Genomic DNA, 24,103 nt, shown 5'->3' with positions numbered 1-24,103 from the left:
CTAGGCCGCCCACCCCACCCCCGCCGCCCGAACTCCGTCAGGCCGAGGGCGGACGCGTCGTGCGCATGCGGGTCCACGCGTACACGCAGCCCGCGAGGGCCAGGTCCGACAAGAGCATGTAGCCGATCGAGTACGAGCCCTTGGCGCTGTACACGGCGCCCATCAGCAGCGGCGGCACGAAGCCCCCGAGCCCGCCCATCGCGCCGACGATGCCCGTCACGCTGCCCACCCGGTCCTGCGGGGTGACCTGGGAGACCAGCGCGAAGACGCTGCCCCCGGCGGCGCCCAGACCCGCCGCCGTCCCGAGCAGCGCGATCGTGCCGGCCGGCGCGAGCGGCGGATCGAATGCCTGCACCACCGCGAACGTCGCGACCACCGCCAGGGCCCCCGCCGTGACCACGGCGGGGTGGAAGCGGTCCGAGAGCCGCCCGCCGATCGGCCGGAAGACCACGGTGACCAGGGCGAACCCGGCGGCCTTCGTGCCCGCGTCGGTCGGCGCCAACGCGTACCAGGTCTTCAGATAGGTCGGCAGGTACACCCCGAACGCGACGACGCCCCCGAACCCGATCGCGTACAGCGCCGACAACTCCCACGTCACCCGCAGCCGCCCGGCCCCCGCGAGCCGCGACGCGAGGGACCGCGTCGGCACCGGACGGTCGGGGCGGTCCCGCAGCGACAACGCGGCGAGCACGGCGTACCCGGCCAGGGCCGCGGCGACGACGAGGAACGGCAGGTTCTCGCCGTGCCGGGCGATCCGGGGAGTGAAGAACCCCGACAGGGCCACACCCCCCGTGCCCATCCCGAACACGCCCAACGCGAACCCCCGCCGCGCGGGCGGGAACCACGAGTTCACCAACGGCACGCCGATCGCGAACGTGGTGCCCCCCAACCCGAGCAGGAACCCGACGACGAGCAGGAGCGCGTAGCTGTCGCGCGCCGGGATCAACGCCAACACCGGCACCACCGTCGCGGCCGACACCAGCGGGAACAACGACCGCGCCCCGTACCGGTCGGTGAGGGCGCCGATCGGGATCCGCCCGAGCGACCCCACCAGAACGGGCACGGCCACCAACAGGGACTGCTGGAAGGAACTGAGCCCCAGCCGCTCCTGGTAGCCGGTCGCCAAGGGGGCGATCAGGTCCCAGGCCCAGAACGTCAGGGTGAACCCCAGCGTGGCCACCGCCAGGTTCACGTACGCGGCGCCGGGCACCCCGCCGTCCGCATCCGGCCGCCCGTTCACAGGACTCCGCCGGGCCCGTGCGGAGAGAGGGGATCGAGTGCGTTCGGGGGGCTGCCGAGACAGGGGCTGTTCATGACCGCGCACGGTAACCGGCCCGCGCGACCCGGTCCGCCATGCCGGCGGCGGGCTCGCGCCCGTTGCCCCGAATGGAGCCTCGCGCGGCGGAGGCGGGCGCGCGCGGTCGGTTCAGCCGGTCGCGGGGGCGTTGATCGTGAAGGTCACGGGGGTGTGGTTGTCGCCCGGATCGGTGTCGTCGTCACCGGCGACCGACACGTGCCCCTCGCGCGTGCTCCCCGCCGGGACCCTCGCGTCCACCCGCACCGGGATGACGGCCGTCGCCGTCTCCAAGGGGTTCAGCCCGGCCGGAAAGGCGCAGGTGATCACGCGCGCTCCGGGCGGGGTGCAGGCCAGGGGGTAGGTCGGCGGCAGGATAGTGAGCCCGACGGGCACGCGCAGGGTGATCCGGAAGGACGATGCGGTGCGCTCCGGGCCGCGGTTGACGACGAACGCGTGCACCTCGGTCGTGCCACCGGGCGTCGTCGGATCGGGGTCGAGCCGGACCACCTCCAGGTCGGAGCGGGACCGCGCGCCGGCCGAGGCGCCCGCCGGGCCCACCGACAGGAGTGAACAGGCCAGCACCCCGACCGCCACCCCGACCGACCAACGTGCGACTCCCCGCCCATGCCTTGCCCCACGGTTCCTCGTCATCGTGCCCACCGCTTCCCGTCACCGTTCACCATTACCGACAGTGACGACTGTAGGGGGTGGGGGTGGGCGCGCGGGAGCCGTCGCACACAGCGCGCGGAGGCGGACACTCGGCGCTCGAAAATCCGTGCGCCCCCCACTGCGAAGGCCCCCGCCCCCGCGCCCCGGCGCGTCGCGCTGTCCTTCGAGACCGAACTCCCCGGCCCACCGCCCCCTACCTCCACACCCGGCCGCTCATCGCCCGACCGGGCGGCGCGTGAACCCGGACAGCGGGGCGAGGCCGCGCCACCCCAACGTCTCGTACAGGGCCCGGCCTTGGACGGTCGCGCCCAAAACCCCCTCCGTCACCCCCGCGTCGACCGCCGCCCCGGTGAGCGCGCCCATGACCACCGTCCCGAGCCCCCGGCGGCGGTGGGCCGGCTCGGTGACGATCTGGTCGAAGACGCACGCCGTGTCGGTCAGGCCCGCCTGGCCGTACGCGGCGGGGTCCCCGCCGGGGCCCACGACGCGTACGCGGACGAGTCCGCCCGCCCTCTCGACCTCGGTGCGGTACCCGTCCGGCGCGCGCACCGGGATCGGACGCAGCGCGGTCGCCATCAGGAAGCAGGGCTCGGCGGGTTCCCAGTCCACCGCCGGGAACCAGGGCTCCATGGCCTCCGGCGAGAGGAACGCCTTCACGCAGGTGCCGGGGTCGGTGAGGGTGTCGATCAGCGCGCGCGCCGCCTCGGGCTCGGGGTCGAACAACACGTGGCGCACCGCCCGTTCCGGGCCCGCGAGGTCGATCCGCAGCCCCCAGGGCACCTCCACGGGCCGGGCCGCCCCTCGGGACACGGCCCACCCCTCGACCCACCACCGTCCGCTCTCCACCACGCGACTCCCCCCGATCCCCGTCCCCGTCCCATGTCCTCCCGCCACCGTACGCGAGCCCTCCTCGTGCGGTCACGGGTGCTCCGCGACCCGTCGGCGGGTGGGCCGGGCGGACCGGATATCCTGCGGAACACCCCCGGACCGGCCCGTTCGACGCGACGCGCGAACGCCCGCCACCCGGGGCGACCACCGAACGAGACACACGCCGACGCGCCGGCCGACCGCGACCCGAGGGGTGCCGGGGCCGGCGGCGCGGGAATACGGAGCCCCCGTGGACGTTGAGCACTTCCAGCGGATCACCGCCTTCATCGAGGCCCGCCTCACCCCCCTGTTCGCGGCGGAGGCCGGCGCCGAGGGCGGGTTCGCGATGGACGACACCTCGCGGGCCCTGCGCGGCCTGCGCAACGCCGTCCTGGAGTCCTCCACGGTCGCGAGCCTGTTCGCCCGCCGCGAGGGTGCCGAACGCGCCGAACGCGCCGTCATCGACCAGGCGCTGGAGCACCACTGGGACGTGCTGCGCGGCGTGGCCCGGCAGTGGGAGGACCACCCGGACTTCCGGCACGCGTTCAAGCACCACGCCTGGGAACTCGCCCCGACCGCCTGAACCGCGCACGACGTCACGACGCACGACGCATCGCGGACAGCGCACCGCCGCCCGCCGCCCCGGCCCCCGTACGAGGGTCGAGGCGGCGGGCGGCGTCGTCACCGGTCCCGGCCGCGGCCGCGGTCGGCTCAGGCGTCCACGATCGGACGGTCGGCCAGGCGGACGTTGTCCACCGCCCAGAACCAGTTGTTGCCCGCGTTGTGCATCCGGAACGCGACCCGCGCCGTCGTCGCGCCCGAGGGCACCGCCGCGCTGCCCGTCACCAGCCGGTTCTGCTGGTCCCGGCCCCCGTTGGAATTGCCCGACGCGGCGCTCGAATAGGACACCACCCGCACCGCGGCCCCCGTGTCGAAGACCACGCTCACCTCGGCCTCCTGCGGGCTCTCCTGCCGATAGTGGGAGTCGAAGCCCAGGTGGAGGGTCGCCGTGCCCGCCGGGATCGCGACGGCCGGCGAGGTCAGCGTCGAGTCGAACTTCCCGCGCGCGGACGGGGCGCCCGTGTCGTCCCAGTCGTCCGGGTCGGCGACGGCGACGACGCCCAGCGAACGCCCGAACGCCTGGCGGTCCTGGCCCGCCGGGAACCAGAACTGCCGGGAGAGGAAGGACCAGCCCTGCAACTCGGTCGTGCCCTGGGGCATTCCCTCGGCGTTGGTGACCGTCCAGCCCTCGGGCGCGGTGCGGGTCCAGCCGCGCAGGCCGGGCCGGCCCAGGTCGACGGCCGGGGCCAGCAGTCCGGCGAGGGACTCGAAGTCCTCGGCCAGCAGGTGCCCGGTCATGACGGGGCCGACCCGCGCCCCGAGTTCCGCGGTCGTCTCCCGCGCCGGGCCGGTGCCGGTGCGCGCGCCGATCGTGGCCTTGAGGGTCGCGGCGGTGCGGGCCGCGCCGGCCGGCGCCGTCACGTTCCAGACCACCTCCTTCGAGGAGCGGGCCGGGACCGTGGCGGGGGCGCCGGCGGCGGCCTCCACGCGCCATCCGTCGGGCGCCGCGAGGGCGGCGGCGACCAGGGCGAGCGGGGTGCTCGCGGCGTTGGTGACGGTCGCGGTCACCGCGAGCGCCCGGCCCGGGGAGAGGGCGCAGCCGTCGGTGCCGGGGGAGGAGGCGGGCGCGGTCAGGGTCACCCCGACCGCCGGGGTGACCGCCGCCCGCACCCGTGCGTCGGCCACCCGCAGCAGGCCGGAGCCCTCCGCGCGGGCCGCGACGACCAGCGTGCCGGTGGTGGCGTCCGCCGCCGGGGTGACGGTGAAGCGGACCTCGGCGGACTCGCCCTTGGCCAGGTCGCGCGGACCGCGCCCGACGCGTTCGGCGGTCCAACCGGTGGGGACGACCAGGGAGACCGCGAGATCGCGCAGCCGCCCCGCCTCCCGGTTGCGGACGGTGACGACGACCTCGGCGGGGCTGCCCTGCACCAGCGGGGCGGTCAGCGGCGGCAGCGGCGCCGGCAGGGCGATCGCGGCCTCCAGGGCGGGTGCGACGCCGGTGGCCGGGTCGGTGGTGCCGTGTCCGCCGTCGGACAGGTGACCGGAGATCCGGCGCAGGAAGCTCGGGTCCTCCTCGTCGAGGACCACGATGTCGTACCAGCCGTGTCGGGCCACGGGCACGCTGACGGTCCGCCGGCGCCCCGGGGCCAGCCGGACGCTCGTGATCCGGTCCTCGCCCCGGCGTGCGTGCGTGGACTCGCCGACCAGGAGGGTCCGGGTGCGGTCGGAGGGGTTGGCGCACGCGATGTCGACCGTGCGCGCGCCGGCCCGCTCGGAGGCGGTGGCCTCGGCGCCCACGCCCCGGCCGCGCAGTTCCCACACGGACCAGCCGGGGGCGTGCACCCGCAGGTCGTAGCCCTCGGCGCCGGTCGGGTGGGGGACGGCGGAGGTGAGGGTGTCGCGACCGGAGAGGGTCCAGGTGCGCGGGGTGCTCCCGTCGCCCGGGTACGCGGTCACCACGGCCGTGCGGGAGCCGTTGTTGCCGAGCCGCAGCCCCACCTCGCCGGCGGTGACCTCGGCGCGCAGCCCGAGCCGGTACGGGGAGGGGCGGGTGGGGCGGGTGCCGGGTTCCTGCACGGGCCGGGCCTGCGCGGCCGGCGGCACGGGGTTCCAGCGGCCGATCGGCGCGGGCACGGGACCGGGCTGCTCCACGGGCGGCTGCCGGTGCGCGCGGTCGAAGTCGAACACGGAGGTCAGGTCGCCGAAGACGCCGCGCCGCCACGCGCTGATGTTGGGCTCCTGCACCCCCGTCCACTTCTCCAGGAAACGGATCACCGAGGTGTGGTCGAAGTACTCGGAGTTGACGAATCCGCCGACCGTCCACGGCGAGACCACCGTCATCGGCACGCGCGGGCCCGGGCCCACGGGCCGGCCGCCGAACCAGTCGTCGCCGTCGCCGCTGTCCGGGCGGGGCGCGGTGGGGGAGGGGACGTGGTCGAAGTAGCCGTCGTTCTCGTCGAAGTTGATGAACAGGGCGGTGGTGGACCAGGTCTTCGGGTCGCTCGCGATGGCGTCGAGCAGGTCGTGCACGAGGCCGGCGCTGCCGACGGGGGTGGAGGAGCTGGGGTGCTCGGAGAGGGCCGCCGTGGGCACCACCCAACTGACCTTCGGCAGGGTGCGGTTGCGGATGTCGGCCTTGATGCGGGTCAGGAGGGTGCCCGGTTCGGAGCGGTGGGCGCCGCGCAGGAACAGCCGGCGCTCGTCCTCGGGGAGGGAGTCGACCCCCTTGCGGAAGGCGGCGAGGGCGGACTGCCGCTCGGCGTCGTTCTTCTTCCAGAGGCCGTCGTAGAACTCCTCGGTGGTGGCGCCGGGGAGCCCGGCCGCCGCGAGGATCTTGCGGCCGATCCGCTTCCACGGCTTGAAGTACTCGACCGCGTTGTCGGTGAAGTTGTCCCACTCCTGGTAGATCTGCCACGAGACCCCGGCGGCCTCCAGGCGCTCGGGGTAGGTGGTCCAGTCGTAGCCGGCGTGACCGTAGGAATAGGCGGCGTTGGTGACGGCGCGGGCCCCGCCGCCGGGTTCGAAGCCGGTGGTGCCGGTCCACAGGTAGTTGCGGTTGGGGTTGGTGGATCCGAAGACGGAGCAGAAGTAGGCGTCACAAATGGTGAAACGATCCGCCAGCTCGTACTGGAGCGGGATGTCCCGACGGTCGTAGTGGGCCATGGTGCTCTGCCCCTTGGCCGCGATCCAGTCGTTCCACCAGCCGTTCCCCCGGGCCTGGACCCCGTCGGCGTACCCGTGCGGCAGCGAACCGAGGTACTGGATGTCGTGCTCGGGACGCCCGGCGTCCACGGCCGCCTTGCGCGCGGAGAACGGCAGCACGGCGGGGCCGCCCTTGCGGGGCTGCTCGAAGACGCTGGTGCCGTCGGGCAGCCGCAGCGCCGTCCGGTCGCCGAAACCGCGCACTCCCTTCAAACTGCCGAAATAGTTGTCAAATGAACGATTTTCCTGCATGAGGACAATGACGTGCTCGATGCCCCGCAGACCACCGCGCGGCATCGGCGCGGCCATGGCCTGGAGGAGGGAGGGAGGTAGAACGGAGAGCGCGGAGCCACCGGCGAGCGTGCCGAGGACCCTGCGACGTGACATGTCGGGCATGCGACGGAGGCTAGGCGCCGGTCGGGGCCGGCCGAAACCCGTCCGACCAGGGATTCGCCCGGAATTCACCCCCGCGCCCCGCACGATTCCCGCAGGTCACCGAGGCGATGCCCGAAACGCCCGGGTACCGCCCGCGCCGGCCGAATCACCACCGGAGCGCGCACGTCCGGACCGTGTGGACCCCTCCCGTCCCCGGCGCGTTCTCGACAGGACGTGCGGGGTGGGACGTGTCGATACTGGGCTGATGAGCGACGACGCGCAGTCCGCGGCGACCGGAGGTCCGTCGACGACAGAGGCGGGGGCCGGAGCGGGGGCGAGGGCCGCACCGGTCGAGCCGCACCGCTGGTGGGCCCTGGTGGTGATCGCCCTGGCCCAGCTCATGGTCGTGCTCGACGCCACGATCGTGAACATCGCCCTGCCCTCCGCCCAGCGCGAGCTGGGCATGACCGACGGCAACCGGCAGTGGGTGATCACCGCCTACACCCTCGCGTTCGGCGGCCTGCTGCTCCTCGGCGGCCGGATCTCGGACCTCGCGGGCCGCAAACGGACCTTCCTGATCGGCCTGGTCGGCTTCGCCGCCGCCTCCGCCCTCGGCGGCGCCGCCGTCAACCCGGGGATGCTGTTCGGGGCCCGCGCCCTCCAGGGCTGTTTCGCGGCCCTCCTCGCGCCGTCCGCGCTGTCCCTGCTCACCACCACGTTCACCGACCCCGCCGAACGCGGCAAGGCGTTCGGGATCTACGGCGCCATCGCCGGCGGCGGCAGCGCCATCGGCCTGATCTCGGGCGGCCTCCTCACCGAGTACCTGAACTGGCGCTGGTGCCTGTACGTGAACGTGCCCATCGCCCTGATCGCCGTGTTCGGCGGCATGGCCCTGATCCACGACCGGCCCGGGCACGCCGCCGGCGCCCGGCTCGACGTGCTCGGCGCGGTGCTCGGCTGCGGCGGGCTCGTCGCCGTCGTGTACGGGTTCAGCGAGGCCGAGGCCCTGGGCTGGACCGATCCGCTGGTCCTCGGCCTGTTCGCGGCCGGCCTCGTGCTCCTGGTGGCCTTCGCGTGGTGGCAGACCCGGGCCCCGCACCCCCTGCTGCCGCCCCGCGTGGTGCGCGACCGCAACCGCGCGGGCGCCTTCGCCACCATGGGGCTGGCCACGATCGGCATGTTCGGCGTGTTCCTGTTCCTGACCTACTACCTCCAGGTCACGCTCCGCTACTCGCCGGTCCGGACGGGCCTGGCCTTCCTGCCGATGACGGCCGCGATCATCATCGGTTCCACCCAGATCTCCGCCCGCCTGCTCCAGCGCACCGCTCCCCGCAACCTCATGGTGCCCGGCATGCTGCTGGCGACCACGGCCATGGTGTTGCTGACCCGGCTGACGGTGGACTCCGATTACGTGGGCCACGTGCTGCCCGCCCTGCTGATCCTGGGCCTGGGCATGGGTCTGACCTTCATGCCGGTGTTCGCGACGGCCACCGCCGACGTGCCGCCCCGGGACGCCGGGGTGACCTCCGCGACCGTCAACACCGCCCAACAGATCGGCGGCTCCATCGGCACGGCCCTGCTCAACACCCTCGCCGCGAACGCCGCGCAACAGTACGTCGCCGCCCGGGTCGGCACGGTCCACGACGCCGCCGAGCGGGCCCGGCTGCTGGACCGGGGCATGGTCCACGGGTTCACCCACGCCATCTGGTGGGCCGCCGGCGTCATGCTGCTCGCCGCGTTCGTCGCGGGCCTCGCGGTCACCGCGAAGGCCCCCCGGCACACGATCCGCCCACCCGCCTGAGCCTGCCGCCCGAGCCGCCCGCGCACGTCGGCGCCCCCGCACCCGGGACCGGGTACGGGGGCGCCGACGCGTGTCGGGGCGGCCGGATCAGCAGACGATCTGGATCGAGAACGGACGGTCGCTGTCCACGATCGCGTTCCCCGAGGCCGAGGGGGTCGCCGTGCGGATGAAGAGGGTGTTCCCGTTCACCTTCCCGACCAGGATCGAGGCGCTGCCGGGCCCCGGGTCGTTGCCGCCGTTGGTGTTGATCGTCCCCAGCAGGGCGCAGTTGCCCAGGTCGGAGGAGGTGGTGATGTTGTAGCGCCCGATGCCGAACTTGTTGATCCCGGTGATCCCGGCGCCGCCCAGCACGGTGCCGCCGGCACTGACCTTCGCCCACGCGGTCGTGACCACCGCCGCCCCGGACCCCCGGGCGCCCTCGCGCGGGGCCCCGCCGTCGGCCGCCGAGACCACCGCCACGCCGGCGATGGTCACCAGCGCCACGACACCCCCGAGAACGCCCGCCCGGATCCTGCTCGACCTGTTCATGCTCATCCCGTCGCCTCCCCTGCTGTTCGCGTGCTCCGCGAACGGCGACCCCCACGGGCCGCCCGCAGCAGACGCTCCTCTCCCGGGACCGGCCCGAACAGGGTCCGCCCGGGGTGTTCACCGCAACGGACGACCCCGCGTCCAGACCCGTTGACGCCTACGAAACCGCAGGTCACCCCAGGTGCATCGGGCACCACCCGACCCGCCGGCCCCCTCGGGCCACGGCCGACGCGGAAGGGGCCCGAGGCGGGGGATCGCTCCCCGGCCCCGGGCCCCTTCGGTGCCCGGCGCGTGCGGTCAGTGGTTCTCGGTCGGGCGCAGGTTGCGCGGGATCAGGGTCCACGTGGTCAGCGCCGCGGCCGTGGCCAGCACGCCCGCCAGCAGGAACGCCGGGGTCACGGCGAGGGTGTAGGCGCGGCCGGCGGTCTCCAGCAGACCCTGACCCACCGTGCCCCCGATCTGCTCGGCCACGTGCGCGGCCTGCCCGATGGAGGCGCGGACCGTGTCCAGGGTGCCCGCGTCCAGGTCGAGCGCGGGCAGGTTGCCCCGGTACAGCGCGGCGGCCGTCGACCCGATGATGGCGATGCCCATGGCCGCGCCGAGCTCGTAGCAGGTCTCCTCGATGGCGGCGGCGCTGGACACCTCCTCGGCGGGGGCCACGGAGATCAGGGTGACGGAGGCGATGGTGCTCGCCACGCCGACGCCCAGGCCCATCACGGCGAGCGCGACGGCGAAGGCCGGGTAGCCGAGGTCGCCGAAGCGCTGGAAGACCCACGGCAGCGCCATGCCGACCGCCAGCAGCAGCAGGGAACCGGCCAGCAGGGGGCGGATCCCGAAGCGGCGCATCAGCCTCGGCGCGATCATCGAGGCGAGGATCAGGGCCAGCGGCGAGGGCAGCAGCCGCACGCCGGCCTCCAGCGGGCTGTAGCCCTGCGCGTACTGGAACCACTGGGTGACCAGGAAGAGCACGGCGCCCATGCCGACCATGGGCAGGAAGATCGCGGTGGCGGCGACGCTGAAGGCCGGGTCGCGGAAGAGCCGGACCTGGAGCAGCGGGGTGTCCACGCGCAGCTGGCGGCGGACGAAGACGGTCAGGGCGACCGCCGCGATCACCAGCAGGGCCCAGGGCAGCGGGTCGCCCACGCCGCTCTTGCCGAGCTGCTTGATGCCGCCGGCCAGGGCGAGCATGCCGACCACGGACTGTCCGACGCCCCACCAGTCCCAGCGTCCGCCGGCGCGCGCGGAACGGGACTCGGGCAGGTAGTACAGGCCGGCCGCGATGATCACGGCGGCGATGGGCAGGTTGAGGAGGAACGCGGACTGCCAGCCGTGGTCCTCCACGAGCAGGCCGCCGATCACCGGGCCCAGCGCCATGCCGCCGCCGAACACGGCGGCCCAGACGGCGAGGGCGAAGGCGCGCTCGCGGGCGTCGGTGAAGACCCCGCGCAGGATCGACAGGGTGGACGGCATGATCGCCGCGCCGCCCACGCCGAGCAGGGCGCGGGCCGCGATCACGTGCCAGGGCTCGGTGGCGAAGACCGCGAACAGCGAGGCGACGGAGAAGATCGCGAAGCCCGCGATCAGCAGCCGCTTGCGGCCCCAGCGGTCCCCGAGGGCGCCCGCCGTGACCAGCAGGCCCGACAGGGCCAGCGCGTACACGTCGATGATCCAGAGCTGCTGGACCGCGCCGGGTTGCAGGTCGGAGACGAGGGAGGGGAACGCCACGTTCAGGATCGTGGTGTCCATCGAGATGAGCAGGAGACTGCCGGAGAGGATCGTGAGGACGATCCAGCGGCGAGGGTCCGGCGTGGGGGTGTGCATGGGATTCCGTTCGCGATGATGCTCAGGGGTGAGCCTTGATCGCCTCAAATGATACAAAGATGTCTCATCACATGCAAAGCTTGTCGTACTTTCGCCCCCGTCGGGTTCCCTCAGCCCTCTCTGCCCGGGCTCCAGGTCGCGGCCTCCCGCAGGGCCGTGGCCGTGCCCCACAGCCAGCCGAGGACCGCCGTGACCACCCCGGCCGTCACGCACCCCGCGAGGGTCGCCCCCGAGACGTACGAACGCCCGTCGGCGGTCTGCGGGAACGCCGTCCACACCCCCACCAGGGTCCCGGCCAGAGCGCCGAGGAGCAGCGGCAGGCCCAGGGTGAGGGCACTGATCGCGGCGGGCAGCCGGCGGCGGCCCGCGAACGCCGTCAACGGCGCCAGCGCACGGCCCTGCCGCAGGAACTCGGCCAAGCCCGAGAACATCGCGGCGAACGCCAGGACACCGACCCCGGCGACGCCCAGCAGGGTCAGCCAATCGCCCTGGAGCCGGTTCACCACGGCCCCCGCGAGCCAACCCGCCCCGATCACGTCGATCTGCGCGCCCCGGGGGATCGCGCGGTACGCCGCCGCCGCGATCTCCCGCTCGGGCAGCCCGGCGCCGTCGCGGGAGACGAGCACCGAGGTGCCGCCCGCCTCCCCGACCGCGCCCGGTGCGCCCTGTGCGGCCGATGCGTCCAGTGTGGCGCGGACGTAGAGGCGATCGGGACCGGCCAACGAACGGATCCGCTCGTCCGTCGGGACCGTCGCCGTCCGCCCGGCGGCGCACGGCAGGGCCGCGGCCCGCAGGTCCGGGCACCTGCCCGTGAGGGTCAGGGTGCCCGCGCCGAGATCCGCCTCCACCGCCAGGCGCGCCGCGTTCGCCGGCAGCGCCCGATGGAACTCGGCCAGCCGGGCCGGATCCGTGGTCCGGGGCGTGACGAGCAGGGTCGAGGTGCCGACGCGGGCCAGGATCCGCTGCGCGGAGCGGGCCCGGTCCCCCACGTGCCCCTGCCAGGCCGAGACCTGCGTGACCAGCACGATGGCGATGGCCAGGCCCGCCGTCATCCGCGCGATCGGCCCGGGCAGCGCCGCCATCCGCCGGGCCGCGATCAGCACCCCGGGCCGGCCCCGACGGCGGGCGCCGCGCGTCAGCGCGCCCCCGACGGCCGCCGTGCCGACGGCCACCGCCGCGGGCAGCGTCGCCAGCGCCCCGACCACCCCGACCCAGTTCGTCAGCACGTAACCGGAATCGCCCGGCTCGAAGAACAGCCCCGGTCCCCGGGTCGCGAGCAGCAGCGACACCGGACAGAGCAGCGCCCAGCGCCGCAGGCCCCGCGGATCCGTCCCGGGACGCACCCGACACCGGGCGGGGCGGCGCGCGGCGTCGGGCCCGACGCGGTGCACGGCGAGCAGCACGAGCACGACCACCGCGACCGCCAGGGCCAGGGCCGCCGCCCACGCGGGCCACCGGGCCCGCAGGTCCCCGGCGACCAGCACGTGCCCGACGAACGGCAGCCGCACGTCCGCGTGACAGGCGGCCAGCACCAGCCCGAGGGCCGCCAGGGCCCCGCCCGCCACCGGGGCGAGGGCCTCGCCCAGCACGATCAGCGCCCGCTGCGCCGGGGTCCCGCCGAGCGCCGTCACCAACGCGATCCGCCGGTCCCGCCCGTGCGCCCCGGTCCGCGCGGCCACGAACAGCAGGACGAGCGCCGGGGCCGCCAGCAGGCAGCCCAGCATGCCGAGGAACATCCACAGGGGCTTGTCGTACTCGGACTGGCCCGCCACCAGGGCCCCCGAACCGCCGGGCAACCCGAAGCCGACCACCTCCCGCGCCTGCTGCCCGGTGCCGGTCAGGGGCCGGGCCGGCACCGCGTAGGCCAGCAGTTCGTCGGGGGACTGAAGGCCCTCGTCCGCGATGGTCCCCACCACCGTGCCGTACCGCTCCCGGACCCCGTCGGCGGCCGGCCGGGCCAGCAGCGCGGGGGAGAGGACGGCCTGACCCGGTCCGGGCAGCGCCGCCACCCCCGGAGGGAGCGGCGCGTCGGGCACGAGGGGGGTCAGCAGGACCACGGGGTAGGGGCGGCCGACCGGCAGGTGGTCGGTGACCGCCGACCACAACAGCCGGGGCCGGGTCCCGACGGGCGCGAACTCCGTCGGCACCGGGGCCCGCGCCGCCCCCCGTTCCGCCTGTCCCGCGTACCCCGCCGAGGCCACCACCGGGGCCACGAGCGCCAGGCACAGGGCCAGGGTCGCGGCGCCCACCGCGAGCAGCCGGACGCACCCGGCCTCCCCGCGCCGCACCGTCGACGCCCCCAACCGCAGCAGTCGCCCCGCCCGCGCGATCACGCCCACCCCCGCGCCCGGCCCGGCCCGTCGACGCCCGGCCCGCCCACCGGCCGGCCCGTGACCCCGGGGACCTCGTGCAACCGGCCCTCCCGCAACACCAGGACCCGGTCCGCGCGGTGCGCGACCACCGGATCGTGGGTCACGAGCAGCAACCCGCAGCCGGCCTGCCGGGGCAGCGCGAACAACGCGTCCGCGACCGTCTCCCGGGCCGCCTCGTCGAGCGCCCCGGTGGGCTCATCGGCCAACAACAACCCCGGCTCGTTGATCATCGCCCGGGCCACGGCCGTCCGCTGCCGCTCGCCCCCGGAGAGCGTGGCGCTCCCCTCCGACCCGTCCGGCACCCCGAACCGGCGCAGCAGGGCGCGCGCCCTGCGGTACGCGTCCTTGGCGCCGACCCCGGCGAGCAGGGCCGGCAGGGCCACGTTGTCGGCCGGGGACAGCTCCGGCAGGAGCTCCCCGGCCTGGAAGACCATGCCGATGTGCGCGGCCCGGTGCCGGGCCAGGGCCTTGGCCCGCAGTGTGCGCAGGTCCAGGCCCGCGACCTCCACCCGCCCCTCGCGGGGCGCCACCAGACCCAGGGCGCAGGACAGCAACGTCGACTTCCCGGATCCGCTCGGGCCCGTCACGGCCACCGACTCGCCGGCCGCGACCGTCAGGTCCAGTTCCCGGAACAGGCCGCGCCCCGGATACGCGTGCCGGACGCGCGCCATGCGCAGGACAGGGGCCGATTCCATGGCCGCTCCCTTCCTTCTCTCTCCCCGTGTGGGCGCCCACTGTCCCGCACGGGGACGGGGCGGCGTCCGGGTTTTCGCGGTATTGGCCCGGTGCGCGAAGCGGAGGGGGACTGATTCCGGACTCGGAACGGCCCGACGGGGCGCGCGGAATTCGCTCCCGCGCGCCCCGTCGGCAAAGAGTGCGCCCCCGCTCAGTCCTGTCGCCAGATGTCGCAGTTGTCGGGGTGGAAGTCCTCCTCGTCGCAGGCGCGCAGCTTGTGGACGGCCAGGGTGTACTTCTTGCTGTAGACGGTGTGGCCCGCGCCCTTCTTGTTGCGGAGCTCGTGTTTGCCCGCGTTGATGCCCTCGAAGTACTCGGCGTAGACCTCGTCGCCGTCGGCGCTGTCGTCGCGGACCGCCACCACCTGCTGGGTGCCGTGGCTCCACGCCCTCGCCTCCGGTGTCGAGGATTCGAGGGCGACGGCGGGCGAGGTCGCCAGTACGGCGCCCGCCACGAAGAGAACGGTCAGTGCACGCTGTTTCCTTGTCGACACAGAACCCCCCTGTGGTTCATTCGACCGGGATCGCAGGTGTTCCCGGCGGTGTGTGATCCAGTCGACCATACGGAATCGGAGGGAGAAAGAAGCGGAAGCCGGGCAATCGAGAATGGCCGATTCACGCCGGATTTCCCGAGGGGGTCCATTGTCGGCAGGGTATGGGTCCCGAATAGGGGAATCGATTCTGCTTCGAGAATTCCCGCACCACGTGAACACGGGCGGAGCCTGAAATGGGTTCGGGCGCAAAAGAACTCCCCCGCCGGGCCCGGAGGCCGGCGGGGGAGCGGTGTGCGGTGCGGGTGGTCGTGGGGCGTCGCGGGTCGTCCGCCCCGGGGGGTCAGCTGTCCGAGCGGAAGGCCCCGTGCACGCGCAGGCTGCCCTGGATCGAGACCTGCCCGTCGTTGGTGTGCAGGATCCAGGCGCCCGCGTTGCGGACCGACAGGTGCCCGTTGGCGTTCAGCTTGCCGTAGAAGAGCGAGTCGCCCTGCGCGCGGAAGTTCCCCTTCGTCGTCAGGTCCCCGCCGACCAGCACCGGGCCGGCCGCGGACACCTCGCCCTGCGCCTCCAGCCGGCCGTGCACGACGAGCCGCGGCGGCCCGTCCTGGGTCTCCAGCACGTTGGAGACGGTCAACCCGCCGTCCAGGGTGAGCCGTTCCTTGACCCGGGCCCGGTGGGTCTCCAGGTCGTTCAGGTCCGCCGTCGCGGCGGCCACGGTGCCCCACTGGCGGCTGCCCGCGCCCTGGAACACGTTCACGCCGGCGGGCGGGAACTCGATCCAGCCGTCGTTCGACGTGGGACCCTGCACCCACTTCGTGTTGACGCCGTTCAGGTCCGCCTTGTCGCCCGCGATGTCGCCCCAGGTCTGCGATCCGTCCCGGCGGACGTTCACGCCGGACTGCGGGAACTCGACCCAGCCCTTGCCGCCGTCCACGTCACCCACCCACGTGGTGTTCACGCCGGTGGCCCGGACCTTGTCGGCCGTGACCGTGCCCGCGTCGCCGCTGCCGCCCCGGCCGACCGTGATCCCCTCGGAGGGGAACCGGATCCAGCCCGCGCCGGCGTCCCGCCCGCGCACCAAGGACGCCGCCAGGGTCTCGACCTCCACGGTCGCCGCGGAGATCGTCCCCCACGCCTGCGTGTCGTCGAGGATCTGCGCGCCCTGGTCGGTGAAGGAGATCCGGCCGCGGTGCGCGGTGCCCTCCACCCAGGGGGTGTGGACGCCGGTGGTCGCGGTCACCGTCTCGACCTCGGCGGCCGCGGCCACCAGGGTCCCGAGCGCGTTCGCGGCGTCGTCGAGCCGGGCCCCGCCCGCCGTGAACGTGATCCGGCCCGGGTCGGCGATGCCCGCCACCCACGGGGCGCGCAGCCCGTTCGTCGCGGTCACGCTCTCGAACTCGGGCTCGCGCAGGTGCACGGTGGTCGTCAGGTGGTAGCCGGCCCGCTGCGAACCGGGGATCTCGGCGGTCAGGGTGTACGTGGCGTCCCGCTTCGGCTCCTGGCCGCCCGGCGGGGACCACTCCCAACCGGCCGGGCCCTTGGCCGAGGTCACGGTGTCCACGAGCCCGTCCGGCCCGTGCACCCGGTACGTCAGGCCCGCCGGCCCGTCCCAGCGCAGCACCACGTCCCGCCCGGCGGCCACCAGCGTCTCCTCGGCGCGGAAGTTGCGGGGCACCGCGCTCTCCTGCTTGAGCACGCTCAGGGTCACGGCGTGCTTCTGCACGTAGTGGCCGCTCGCGGCCCGCTCCGTGACCTGGAGCGCGACCAGGCCGGGCTTGTCGGAGACCGGGAACCCGCTCAGCACCAGCCCCAGGGCGCCGGCCTCCTTGAAGTAGGTGAGGTCCTTGGCGGTCACGGTGAGCACACCGGTCGCCTCGTCCCACGCGATCGTCGGGTCCTCGCCCGGTCCGGTCGCGGTGTTGTGCGTGATCCCGACGGAGATGCTCTTGGGGTCGACGGTCAGATCCCCCGCGCCCTGCCCGACCGGCACCCGGATCTGGACGGAGTGCCAGATCACCTCGTTGAACGTGGGATTGGACAGGACGATGTGGACCGCGCCCCGGACCTCCTCGCCCGGTTCCGGGACGCGGAGCGGAGTCGGGTCGGTGAGGATGTCGTAGTTCAGAGAAGCCACCGCTGAAAACCCCCTGGTTTCGGCGTGCGAGCCGCTCTCCCCCCTCGGGCGCGGCCCCTGTAGCACAGCACCCGTCGAAGGCCCCGAGAAGCCCCATACGGCCTGTGCGGCGCGAAATCGATCCACAGTGTCCGAAACGGGGAAGGAAGCCGTGGACGCGACGGTGGTCACCGGTCGGTCGGCCCTCCCGTCACGGCCGCACCCCGGGCACCCCCAGTTCGGCGAGCAGCCGGCGCGCCGATTCGCCGGGCGGCAACTGCCCGTCCCACAGCACGGTGTCGGCCGGCAGCAGCGGGACCGCGGCCTCGCAGTCCGCGATCCGGCCCTTGCGCCAGGCCCGCACCCGCGCGTCCCGTGCCGGATCGTCGGGAGTGAAGGACTGGGCGTCGATCCGGGCCCGCAACACCTCGGCCGGCACCCGCAGGAAGACGTGCCGCACCTCGTGGCCGGCGGCGCGCAGCGCCCCGTGGATCTCCGCCAGGTACGCCGGGCGCACCAGGGTCATCGGCACCAACAGGGGCCGCTCGTACTCCTCGACCAGCCGCAGCGCCAGGTCCACCACGGACCGGCGCCACACCGCGAGGTCCTGGAAGTCTCCGGTCGGCACCTCCACGATCTCGCGGAGCACGAAGCCCACCGACTCCGGGTCGAAGACCAGGGCCCGGGGCCAGAGCGCGGACAGTTCCGCCACGAGCGTCGACTTCCCGCCGCCGAACGGCCCGTTCACCCACACGATCATCACGCGCTCCCCTGTTTCGGTTCCGGGCCCTACGGCCCGACGACGGTGAGCACGACGGTACGGCCGTCGGGGTCGGTGAGGGTGCGCCGGCCGGGGGAGCGGTCCTCGGGGCCGCCGGCCGGGAGGGTCAGGCCGAGGCGCAGGTAGCCGGTCTCCGGCCGGCGCGTGGCCGGATACAGCTCCAGTACGGCGCCGCCGGCGAGGGTCGCGGCGTAGTGCTCGGGCCCGTCGCCGTGGCATTCCGGGACGAGTTCGAGGCCGATCCCGGAGTAGAACGCGCGGCACTCCTCCAGGCGGTGGGTGTAGAGCACGAGCAGGTCGACGGTCGGCGCGGTCACGAGTGTCCTTCCCTCGTCGGCGGGGTGATCGGGTCAGGGGCGCAGGGCGTGGACGGCGAGTTCGAGGAGCCGCTCGCTCTGCGCCGTGCCCTCGGGGGTGGGGGCGGTGCGCCAGAGGCAGCTCATGAGCATGACCACGTCCACGGGGTCGATCCCGGGCCGCACCTCGCCGGCCGTTTCGCACGCGGCGAGCAGACGGCCGACGGCCTCGGTCACGGGGGGCCAGGAGGCGCTGACGACCTCGGCGGCGGCGGCCGAGTGGAGGGCCTCGCCGAGGCCGTGCTTGATCCGCACGTGCCCGGACAGGGTGCGGAACCAGTGGCTGAGCGCGTCGAGCGGGGCGTGGGCGGCGAGGAGGTCGGGGACGGAGTCCACGAGTCGGGCGAGGTCGTGCCGGTAGACCTCCAGGACCAGGGCCTCGCGGGTGGGGAAGTGCCGGTAGAGGGTGCCGGGGCCGACGCCGGCGCGTTTGGCGATCGAGTTGAGGGAGGCGTCGGGGGACGCGGCGAGGACCTCGTGGGCGACCTGGAGGATTGCCTCGCGGTTCTGGCGCGCGTCGGAGCGCTGCGGGGTGGCGGGCATGGGGACTCCCTCGGGGCGGAGAACTCTCCGATTGCGATCCGGAGAGCTCTCCGGTAGCTTCGTGAGGGCAAGCCGGAGAGTTCTCCGGTTACCTTCTCCCCCATGGTAGGAGCCCCCCGTGCAGTACATCAAGCTCGGCCGCACCGGCCTCGACGTCTCCCCGATCGCCATCGGCGCCATGACCTACGGCGCCCCCGACCGCGGCCACCCCGTCTGGTCCCTGGACGAGGAGTCCAGTCGCCCCCTGATCAAGCACGCCCTCGACGCCGGGATCAACTTCTTCGACACCGCCAACCTATACTCCTACGGCTCCAGCGAGGAGATCCTCGGCCGCGCCCTGAAGGAGTACGCCGACCGCGACGACGTCGTCATCGCCACCAAGGTCCGCAACAGCATGCGCCCCGGCCGGCCCAACAGCGGCGGCCTCTCCCGCAAGGTGATCATGGCCGAACTCGACGCGAGCCTGCGCCGCCTCGGCACCGACTACGTGGACGTCTACATGCTCCACCGCCTCGACAACGCCACCCCCCTCGAAGAGACCCTCGAAGCCCTCCACGACGTGGTCAAGACCGGCAAGGTCCGCTACCTCGGCGCCTCCTCCATGCACGCCTGGCAGTTCGCCAAGGCCCTCCACCTCCAGGAACGCCACGGCTGGGCCCGCTTCGTCACCATGCAGAACCACTACAACCTCCTCGCCCGCGAAGAGGAACGCGAAATGCTGCCGCTGTGCGCCGACGAGGGCGTCGCCACCATGGTCTGGAGCCCCCTGGCCCGCGGCCGGCTCGCCCGCCCCTTCGACCAGGCGGGCGTCGGCACCCGCGCCGCCACCGACGGCGGCTACGCCGACCTCCTCTACAAGGCCAACGCCGACAGCGACCGCCGCATCCTCGACGCCCTCGGCGCCATCGCCGAGAACCGCGGCGTGCCCCGCGCCCAAGTCGCCCTCGCCTGGCTGCGCCGCAACCCCGTCGTCGCCGCCCCCCTCGTCGGAGCCCGCACCACCGGCCAGATCGACGACGCCGTCGCCTCCCTCGACCTGCACCTCACCCAGGACGAGGCCCGCCTCCTCGAAGCCCCCTACACCCCCCGCCACGACTTCCAGGGCATCTCCGACGAACGCGAACTCGAACGCGTCAAGGCCCTCGTCCCGGGCTTCGCCACGGCCTGAGCCCGAGCGCGAGCGCGAGCCCGGGTCGCGGTCGCCCGCTCACGCGCCGCCCGCGCCGTACCCCAACTCCTCGGCGGCGATGTTCCAGAACGCGTTCTCGTCGGCGACGGCGGCGGGATCGAGAGCCCGGAACCGGGCCGTCAACGCCTCGGCCGACTCCTCGGCCGCCCGCTCCTCGGCCTCGGCCTCGGCCTCGACGGACGCCTCCCCGTACGCGCGGTCGAAGGCGACGAACGCCGCGAGGTCCGAGTTCAACAATCGGGCCGCACCGCCCTCCGGCAGCAGCCACAACGAACCCCCGTCGCGCCGCAGCCCGATCGCACCGGCCCCCGGATCGACGGCGACCAGCGCGTGACACACGCCGTCGACCACCCGCTCCACGAACGGCGCGGCCCGCCACACACCCGGGTACGGGACGTGCGCGCACCCGCCCAACACCGCCGCGATCCGGGCGTCCTCCGTCATCCGCTCATCGTTCACGCGTCGACCCTAACGGGCGGGAATACCCGCACCCCGAACCGGGGTTCGAACCCTTCACCGGGCCACGACCGGGCCCGGAACGATCGACGACCGACCAACAGACCGACCGATCACGACCAGGGGGAACAGATGCGCGCTGTCGCGTTCAAGGAAACCGGCGGACCCGAGGTGCTGCGCGAAGTGGAACTGCCCGACCCGGTGCCGGGGCCGGGGGAGGTGCTCATCGCCGTGGCCTGGGCCGGCGTCAACTACGGGGAGGTACAGCACCGCCTCGGCGACTTCGGGGACCCCGACGGTGAGACCGTCACCGGCCTGGAGGCGTCCGGCACCGTGGCCGCGCTCGGGCCCGGAGTGACCGGCGTCGCCGTCGGGGACGAGGTGGCCGCGTACCTCCCCGACGGCGGCGGATACGCCGAACTGGCCGTGGCCCCCGAGACGTTCGTCTTCCCGCTCAAGGGACTCGGCCTCGACCTGCGCACGGCCGGCGCCGCACCCCTCACCCTCACCACCGCCCACGGCGTCCTCGGCGGAGCCGCCCGGATCGCCCCCGGCGACTCCGTCCTCGTCCACGCGGCGGCCGGCGGCGTCGGCACCGTGGCCGCCCGCCTCGCCCGCGCCCTGGGCGCGGGCGCCGTCTACGGCACGGTCGGCGACCCCGCCAAGAGCGCGTACGCCGCCCGCTTCGGACACGACGCGATCCTCCCGCGCGAGGGCTTCGCCGAGGCCGTCCGCGAACTCACCGGCGGACGCGGGGTCGACGTGGTCCTCGACCCCATCGGCGGCCCCACCCGGTGGGAGAGCCTGGAGGCGCTCGCCCCGTTCGGGAGGGTCGTCGTCTACGGCGAGGCCGCCCGCCACCCGGACCTGAGCCTGCCGGTGCTGCCCGTCTGGAAGAACAACCGGGCCCTGACCGGCTACAACATCGGCGACCTCGCCCGCCGGGCCCCCGAGACCCTGCGCCGCCACGCCCTGGCCGCGCTCACCCTCGCGGGCTCGGGGGCGGTCACCGTCGACATCACGACCGAACACCCGCTCGCGGACGCGGCGAAAGCCCACGAGGTCCTCGCGGCGGGCCGAAACCTCGGCAAGGCGGTCCTGTCCGTGAACCCCTGAGCGGTGCCGGGGGTGCCGGGGGAGGGGCGTCGGGGGGTTCGTAGGGTGTGGGTCGCCGGTGGTGGACGCCGGTTCGCGGCCCGGGAAGGGTCGCGGAGGCCCGGAGAACCAGGAGACCCTCGTGCCCCGATCCCTCGACGGAGTCGTCTTCGCCCCCGTCGCCGACCAGGCCCCCGGCCAGGTCGGCGTGAGCACCCGTTTCACCTACCACGAGCACGAGGGCCGGGTCTGGGCCGAGTACGAGGGCGGCGACGTCCTCCACGGCCGGCTGGTCGGCACCCGCACCGGCGACGGACTCGACTTCCGGTACGTCCAGCTCCGCGTCGACGGCACCACCGCCTCCGGGCACTGCGTCTCCGAGATCGTCGAACTCCCGGACGGGCGGCTGCGGTTGGACGAGACCTGGTCCTGGGAGTCCGGCCCCGGCTCGGGCACCAGCACCGTCGAGGAGCTTCTCGTCACCGACACCACCACCATCGTGGCCCCGTCCGCCCGCTGAGCCCGGGTGCGCGTGCGGGGCGCGGCCGCTACCGTTCTCCCGACCCGCCGCACGAGCACCACCCACACCCGCCCCCCGGCACCCCCACCCCCGACAAGGAGCGCACACCGTGGCCGCTTCCCCCGGCATCGGCGACCCCGTCGACGACTTCTCCCTCCCCGGCGGCACCTGGGACGGGGACACCTTCCACCGCGCCGAGTTCCGGCTCTCCGACCGGCGCGGCGCGCCCCTGGTCCTCGCCTACTACCCCGGCGACGCCACCCCCGTCTGCACCGCGCAACTCTGCTCGTACAACGACGGCCTGGCCGACCTCACCCGGGCCGGCGGCGCCGTGTGGGGCATCAGCCCCCAGGGCCTCGACAGCCACGCCGACTTCGCCCGCGCCCGCGACCTGCGGATGCCGCTGCTCGCCGACACCGACCGCGTCGTGGCCAAGGGGCTCGGGATCACGGCCCCGCTGATCGGCGTGCGCCGGTCCGTGTTCATCGTCGACGCCGAGGGCCGGCTCGCGTGGCGGCACGTCACCGCCGTCGGCCTCACCTACCCCAAGCCCGAGGTGATCGCCGCCCGCCTCGCCGCACTCGCCGAGGCGTGACCCGGGCCGCCACCGGGGCCTCGGCCGCCCGGCCCGGGGTCCGGTGGCCCGCTCACGACAGGTCGGCCACCACCGCGGCCGCCGCGTCCGCGAGCAGTCGGTCGTCGGGTTCGTCGGCCCGTCCCGGCCGGTCCGTCAGCACGGCCAGCACGATCGGCGCCCGCCCGGGCGGCCACAGCACCGCGATGTCGTTGCGGATCCCGTACCGGCCGCCCGTGCCCGTCTTGTCCCCGACCGTCCACCCCTTCGGGACCCCGGCCCGAATCACGTCGTTCCCGGTCAGGTTCGTCCGCAGCCACGTGGTCAACCGCGCCCGCTCCGGCTCGCGCAGCGCGTCCCCGAGCACGAAGGCCCGCAGCGCGCCCGCGAACGCGCGCGGCGTGGTGGTGTCCCCGACCCGGCCCGGCTCCCACCGGTTCAACTCCGGCTCCCGTCGCTCCATCACCGTCTCGGTGTCGCCGACCGACCGCAGCACCCCCTCCAGCCCCTTCGGGCCGCCGACCTCGTCCAACAGCAGGTTCGCCGCCGTGTTGTCGCTGTGGCGGACGGCCGCGTCGCACAGCTCCGCCAGCGTCATGCCCGTCGCCACGTGCCGCTCCGACACGGGCGAGTTCGGCAACAGGTCCTTCTCGCCGTAGCGCACCACGCGCTCCAACGCGGCCACCCCGTGCCGCCGCAGGACCGCCCCCGCCACGAACGCCTTGAACGTGGAGGCGTAGGCGAAGCGCTCGCCCTCCCGGTGCGCCACGACGCGGCCGTCACCCGTGTCGAGCGCGTACACCCCCAGCCGCGCCCCGTACGTCCGCTCCAGGGCCCGCAACCGCTCGGTCGTCGGAGCCGACGCCGACGAGGCCGAGGTCCCGGGGCGCGGCGAGGCCGACGCGGGCGGGTCACCGGCCGGGTGCGCGCCCTGCCGACCGCACGCGGCGACCGGGAGGACGAGGAGGACGCCGCACACCCCCGCGAGAACCCGCCGTGCCCGTACCCCGCGCATACCGCACCTCCGTGTCGCCCGTCGTCGTCACCGGTCCGTCCGGTCACCACCGTGCCCGTTCCACCGTGCCCGAACCCGCCCCCTCCCCGAAGTGCCCGGCGGAGCGTGTCGTATGCTGCGCTCATTCAACCAGCACAAACAGATAATTGCACTAGTGCAATGCAGGGAAGTGGGGACACGTCATGTGGGAATGTGAGCAGGTCGTCGGCGCGAGCCTGGACGTCGCCGAGGTGGCGGCCCTCTACCGCGCCTCCACGCTGGCCGAACGGCGCCCGGTCGAGGACACGGAACGGTTCACGCGGATGCTCGCCGGCGCCAACCTCGTGATCACGGCCCGCACCCCGGAGGGCCGGCTCATCGGCATCGCCCGCTCCCTCACCGACGGCTCCTACGCCACCTACGTCTCCGACCTCGCCGTCGACGCCTCCCACCAGCGCCGAGGGGTCGGCCGCGACCTGCTCGCCGCCACCCAGGCGGCGGCCCCGCAGGCCAACGTGATCCTGCTGGCCGCACCCGCCGCCGTCGACTACTACCCCCGCATCGGCTTCACCCGCCACGAATCGGCCTGGACCCTCAAGACCCCCCTCCCGCGCCCGACCCCCTGACCCGGGCCCGGCTCCCGCGCGCACCCCCGCGGCCTGTACCCCCGTATGGGCGTTCGGTTAGGCTGGCCTTGCCGGGTGCGTGCGGGTGCCCGGGATCTGACCGACAGAGGCGGGCGCAGGTGAGAGACGGTGACCG

22 protein-coding genes are annotated in these 24,103 nt (G+C 74.3%); 7 read left to right on the top strand and 15 right to left on the bottom strand.

Going from position 1 to position 24,103, the window contains the following annotated elements; all coding sequences use genetic code 11:
• Positions 1–37: 37 nt before the first annotated feature.
• From ACN20G_RS27730 to ACN20G_RS27720, 3 genes are all read right to left on the bottom strand, one after another.
• Complete coding sequence (locus ACN20G_RS27730) at positions 38–1,210, bottom strand: MFS transporter (protein WP_424215939.1); 1,173 nt, start codon at positions 1,208–1,210, stop codon at positions 38–40.
• A 216-nt stretch (positions 1,211–1,426) separates the two neighbouring features.
• Positions 1,427–1,891 (bottom strand): hypothetical protein, encoded by a 465-nt coding sequence (locus tag ACN20G_RS27725; protein ID WP_424215938.1) that lies wholly within the window; start codon positions 1,889–1,891, stop codon positions 1,427–1,429.
• Between the two features lie 288 nt (positions 1,892–2,179).
• Positions 2,180–2,776: a GNAT family N-acetyltransferase gene (locus ACN20G_RS27720; protein WP_424215937.1), complete on the bottom strand. Its 597-nt coding sequence runs from the start codon at positions 2,774–2,776 to the stop codon at positions 2,180–2,182.
• A gap of 307 nt (positions 2,777–3,083) precedes the next feature.
• On the opposite strand from ACN20G_RS27720, the gene ACN20G_RS27715 reads away from it, so the two are divergent.
• Complete coding sequence (locus ACN20G_RS27715) at positions 3,084–3,416, top strand: hypothetical protein (RefSeq protein WP_424215936.1); 333 nt, start codon at positions 3,084–3,086, stop codon at positions 3,414–3,416.
• A 128-nt stretch (positions 3,417–3,544) separates the two neighbouring features.
• Here the strand turns inward: ACN20G_RS27715 and ACN20G_RS27710 are convergent, their stop codons facing one another.
• Positions 3,545–6,991, bottom strand: a complete 3,447-nt coding sequence (locus ACN20G_RS27710; RefSeq protein WP_424215935.1) for a phosphocholine-specific phospholipase C — start codon at positions 6,989–6,991, stop codon at positions 3,545–3,547.
• Between the two features lie 244 nt (positions 6,992–7,235).
• Between ACN20G_RS27710 and ACN20G_RS27705 the strand changes: the two genes are divergently transcribed.
• On the top strand, positions 7,236–8,771 hold the full coding sequence (locus tag ACN20G_RS27705) for a DHA2 family efflux MFS transporter permease subunit (RefSeq protein WP_424215934.1): 1,536 nt from the start codon (positions 7,236–7,238) through the stop codon (positions 8,769–8,771).
• 87 nt (positions 8,772–8,858) lie between these two features.
• Here the strand turns inward: ACN20G_RS27705 and ACN20G_RS27700 are convergent, their stop codons facing one another.
• The 9 genes from ACN20G_RS27700 to ACN20G_RS27660 all read right to left on the bottom strand — a co-directional run bounded on the left by ACN20G_RS27700 (position 8,859) and on the right by ACN20G_RS27660 (position 18,513).
• Positions 8,859–9,305 (bottom strand): hypothetical protein, encoded by a 447-nt coding sequence (locus ACN20G_RS27700; protein WP_424215933.1) that lies wholly within the window; start codon positions 9,303–9,305, stop codon positions 8,859–8,861.
• A gap of 291 nt (positions 9,306–9,596) precedes the next feature.
• Positions 9,597–11,120, bottom strand: coding sequence for an MFS transporter (locus ACN20G_RS27695; RefSeq protein WP_424215932.1), 1,524 nt, complete (start codon positions 11,118–11,120; stop codon positions 9,597–9,599).
• Between the two features lie 110 nt (positions 11,121–11,230).
• Positions 11,231–13,453, bottom strand: coding sequence for an ABC transporter permease (locus ACN20G_RS27690; RefSeq protein ID WP_424215931.1), 2,223 nt, complete (start codon positions 13,451–13,453; stop codon positions 11,231–11,233).
• Positions 13,450–14,187 carry an ABC transporter ATP-binding protein gene (locus tag ACN20G_RS27685; RefSeq protein WP_424215930.1) on the bottom strand — a complete coding sequence of 246 codons (738 nt, stop codon included), beginning with the start codon at positions 14,185–14,187 and terminating at the stop codon, positions 13,450–13,452. The genes ACN20G_RS27690 and ACN20G_RS27685 overlap by 4 nt, the downstream gene beginning before the upstream one ends.
• A gap of 191 nt (positions 14,188–14,378) precedes the next feature.
• Positions 14,379–14,681, bottom strand: a complete 303-nt coding sequence (locus ACN20G_RS27680; protein WP_424215929.1) for a hypothetical protein — start codon at positions 14,679–14,681, stop codon at positions 14,379–14,381.
• 379 nt (positions 14,682–15,060) lie between these two features.
• Positions 15,061–16,854 (bottom strand): hypothetical protein, encoded by a 1,794-nt coding sequence (locus tag ACN20G_RS27675; RefSeq protein ID WP_424215928.1) that lies wholly within the window; start codon positions 16,852–16,854, stop codon positions 15,061–15,063.
• A 190-nt stretch (positions 16,855–17,044) separates the two neighbouring features.
• Positions 17,045–17,593 (bottom strand): AAA family ATPase, encoded by a 549-nt coding sequence (locus ACN20G_RS27670; protein WP_424215927.1) that lies wholly within the window; start codon positions 17,591–17,593, stop codon positions 17,045–17,047.
• Positions 17,594–17,622: 29 nt separating this feature from the next.
• Complete coding sequence (locus tag ACN20G_RS27665; protein WP_424215926.1) at positions 17,623–17,931, bottom strand: VOC family protein; 309 nt, start codon at positions 17,929–17,931, stop codon at positions 17,623–17,625.
• 33 nt (positions 17,932–17,964) lie between these two features.
• Positions 17,965–18,513 (bottom strand): TetR/AcrR family transcriptional regulator, encoded by a 549-nt coding sequence (locus tag ACN20G_RS27660; protein WP_424215925.1) that lies wholly within the window; start codon positions 18,511–18,513, stop codon positions 17,965–17,967.
• A gap of 118 nt (positions 18,514–18,631) precedes the next feature.
• Between ACN20G_RS27660 and ACN20G_RS27655 the strand changes: the two genes are divergently transcribed.
• Entirely contained in the window at positions 18,632–19,681 is a 1,050-nt protein-coding gene (locus tag ACN20G_RS27655; RefSeq protein WP_424215924.1) for an aldo/keto reductase, read from the top strand.
• A 39-nt stretch (positions 19,682–19,720) separates the two neighbouring features.
• Here the strand turns inward: ACN20G_RS27655 and ACN20G_RS27650 are convergent, their stop codons facing one another.
• On the bottom strand, positions 19,721–20,161 hold the full coding sequence (locus tag ACN20G_RS27650; RefSeq protein ID WP_424215923.1) for an SUKH-4 family immunity protein: 441 nt from the start codon (positions 20,159–20,161) through the stop codon (positions 19,721–19,723).
• A 129-nt stretch (positions 20,162–20,290) separates the two neighbouring features.
• Here ACN20G_RS27650 and ACN20G_RS27645 point away from each other — a divergent pair, with 129 nt between their 5' ends.
• From ACN20G_RS27645 to ACN20G_RS27635, 3 genes are all read left to right on the top strand, one after another.
• Positions 20,291–21,274 (top strand): quinone oxidoreductase family protein, encoded by a 984-nt coding sequence (locus ACN20G_RS27645; RefSeq protein WP_424215922.1) that lies wholly within the window; start codon positions 20,291–20,293, stop codon positions 21,272–21,274.
• A gap of 121 nt (positions 21,275–21,395) precedes the next feature.
• Positions 21,396–21,773, top strand: a complete 378-nt coding sequence (locus tag ACN20G_RS27640) for a hypothetical protein (RefSeq protein WP_424215921.1) — start codon at positions 21,396–21,398, stop codon at positions 21,771–21,773.
• Positions 21,774–21,882: 109 nt separating this feature from the next.
• Positions 21,883–22,368: a peroxiredoxin gene (locus ACN20G_RS27635; protein WP_424215920.1), complete on the top strand. Its 486-nt coding sequence runs from the start codon at positions 21,883–21,885 to the stop codon at positions 22,366–22,368.
• 52 nt (positions 22,369–22,420) lie between these two features.
• On the opposite strand, the gene bla is transcribed toward ACN20G_RS27635, so the two are convergent.
• Positions 22,421–23,362, bottom strand: coding sequence for a class A beta-lactamase (gene bla, locus ACN20G_RS27630; RefSeq protein ID WP_424215919.1), 942 nt, complete (start codon positions 23,360–23,362; stop codon positions 22,421–22,423).
• A 182-nt stretch (positions 23,363–23,544) separates the two neighbouring features.
• On the opposite strand from bla, the gene ACN20G_RS27625 reads away from it, so the two are divergent.
• Positions 23,545–23,967, top strand: coding sequence for a GNAT family N-acetyltransferase (locus ACN20G_RS27625; RefSeq protein WP_424215918.1), 423 nt, complete (start codon positions 23,545–23,547; stop codon positions 23,965–23,967).
• The last annotated feature ends 136 nt before the right edge of the window (positions 23,968–24,103 follow it).

Source organism: Streptomyces dryopteridis (assembly GCF_049606955.1).
In the GTDB taxonomy this organism is placed as follows: Bacteria; Actinomycetota; Actinomycetes; order Streptomycetales; family Streptomycetaceae; genus Streptomyces.
This window is presented reverse-complemented; position numbering and strand designations above follow the sequence as displayed.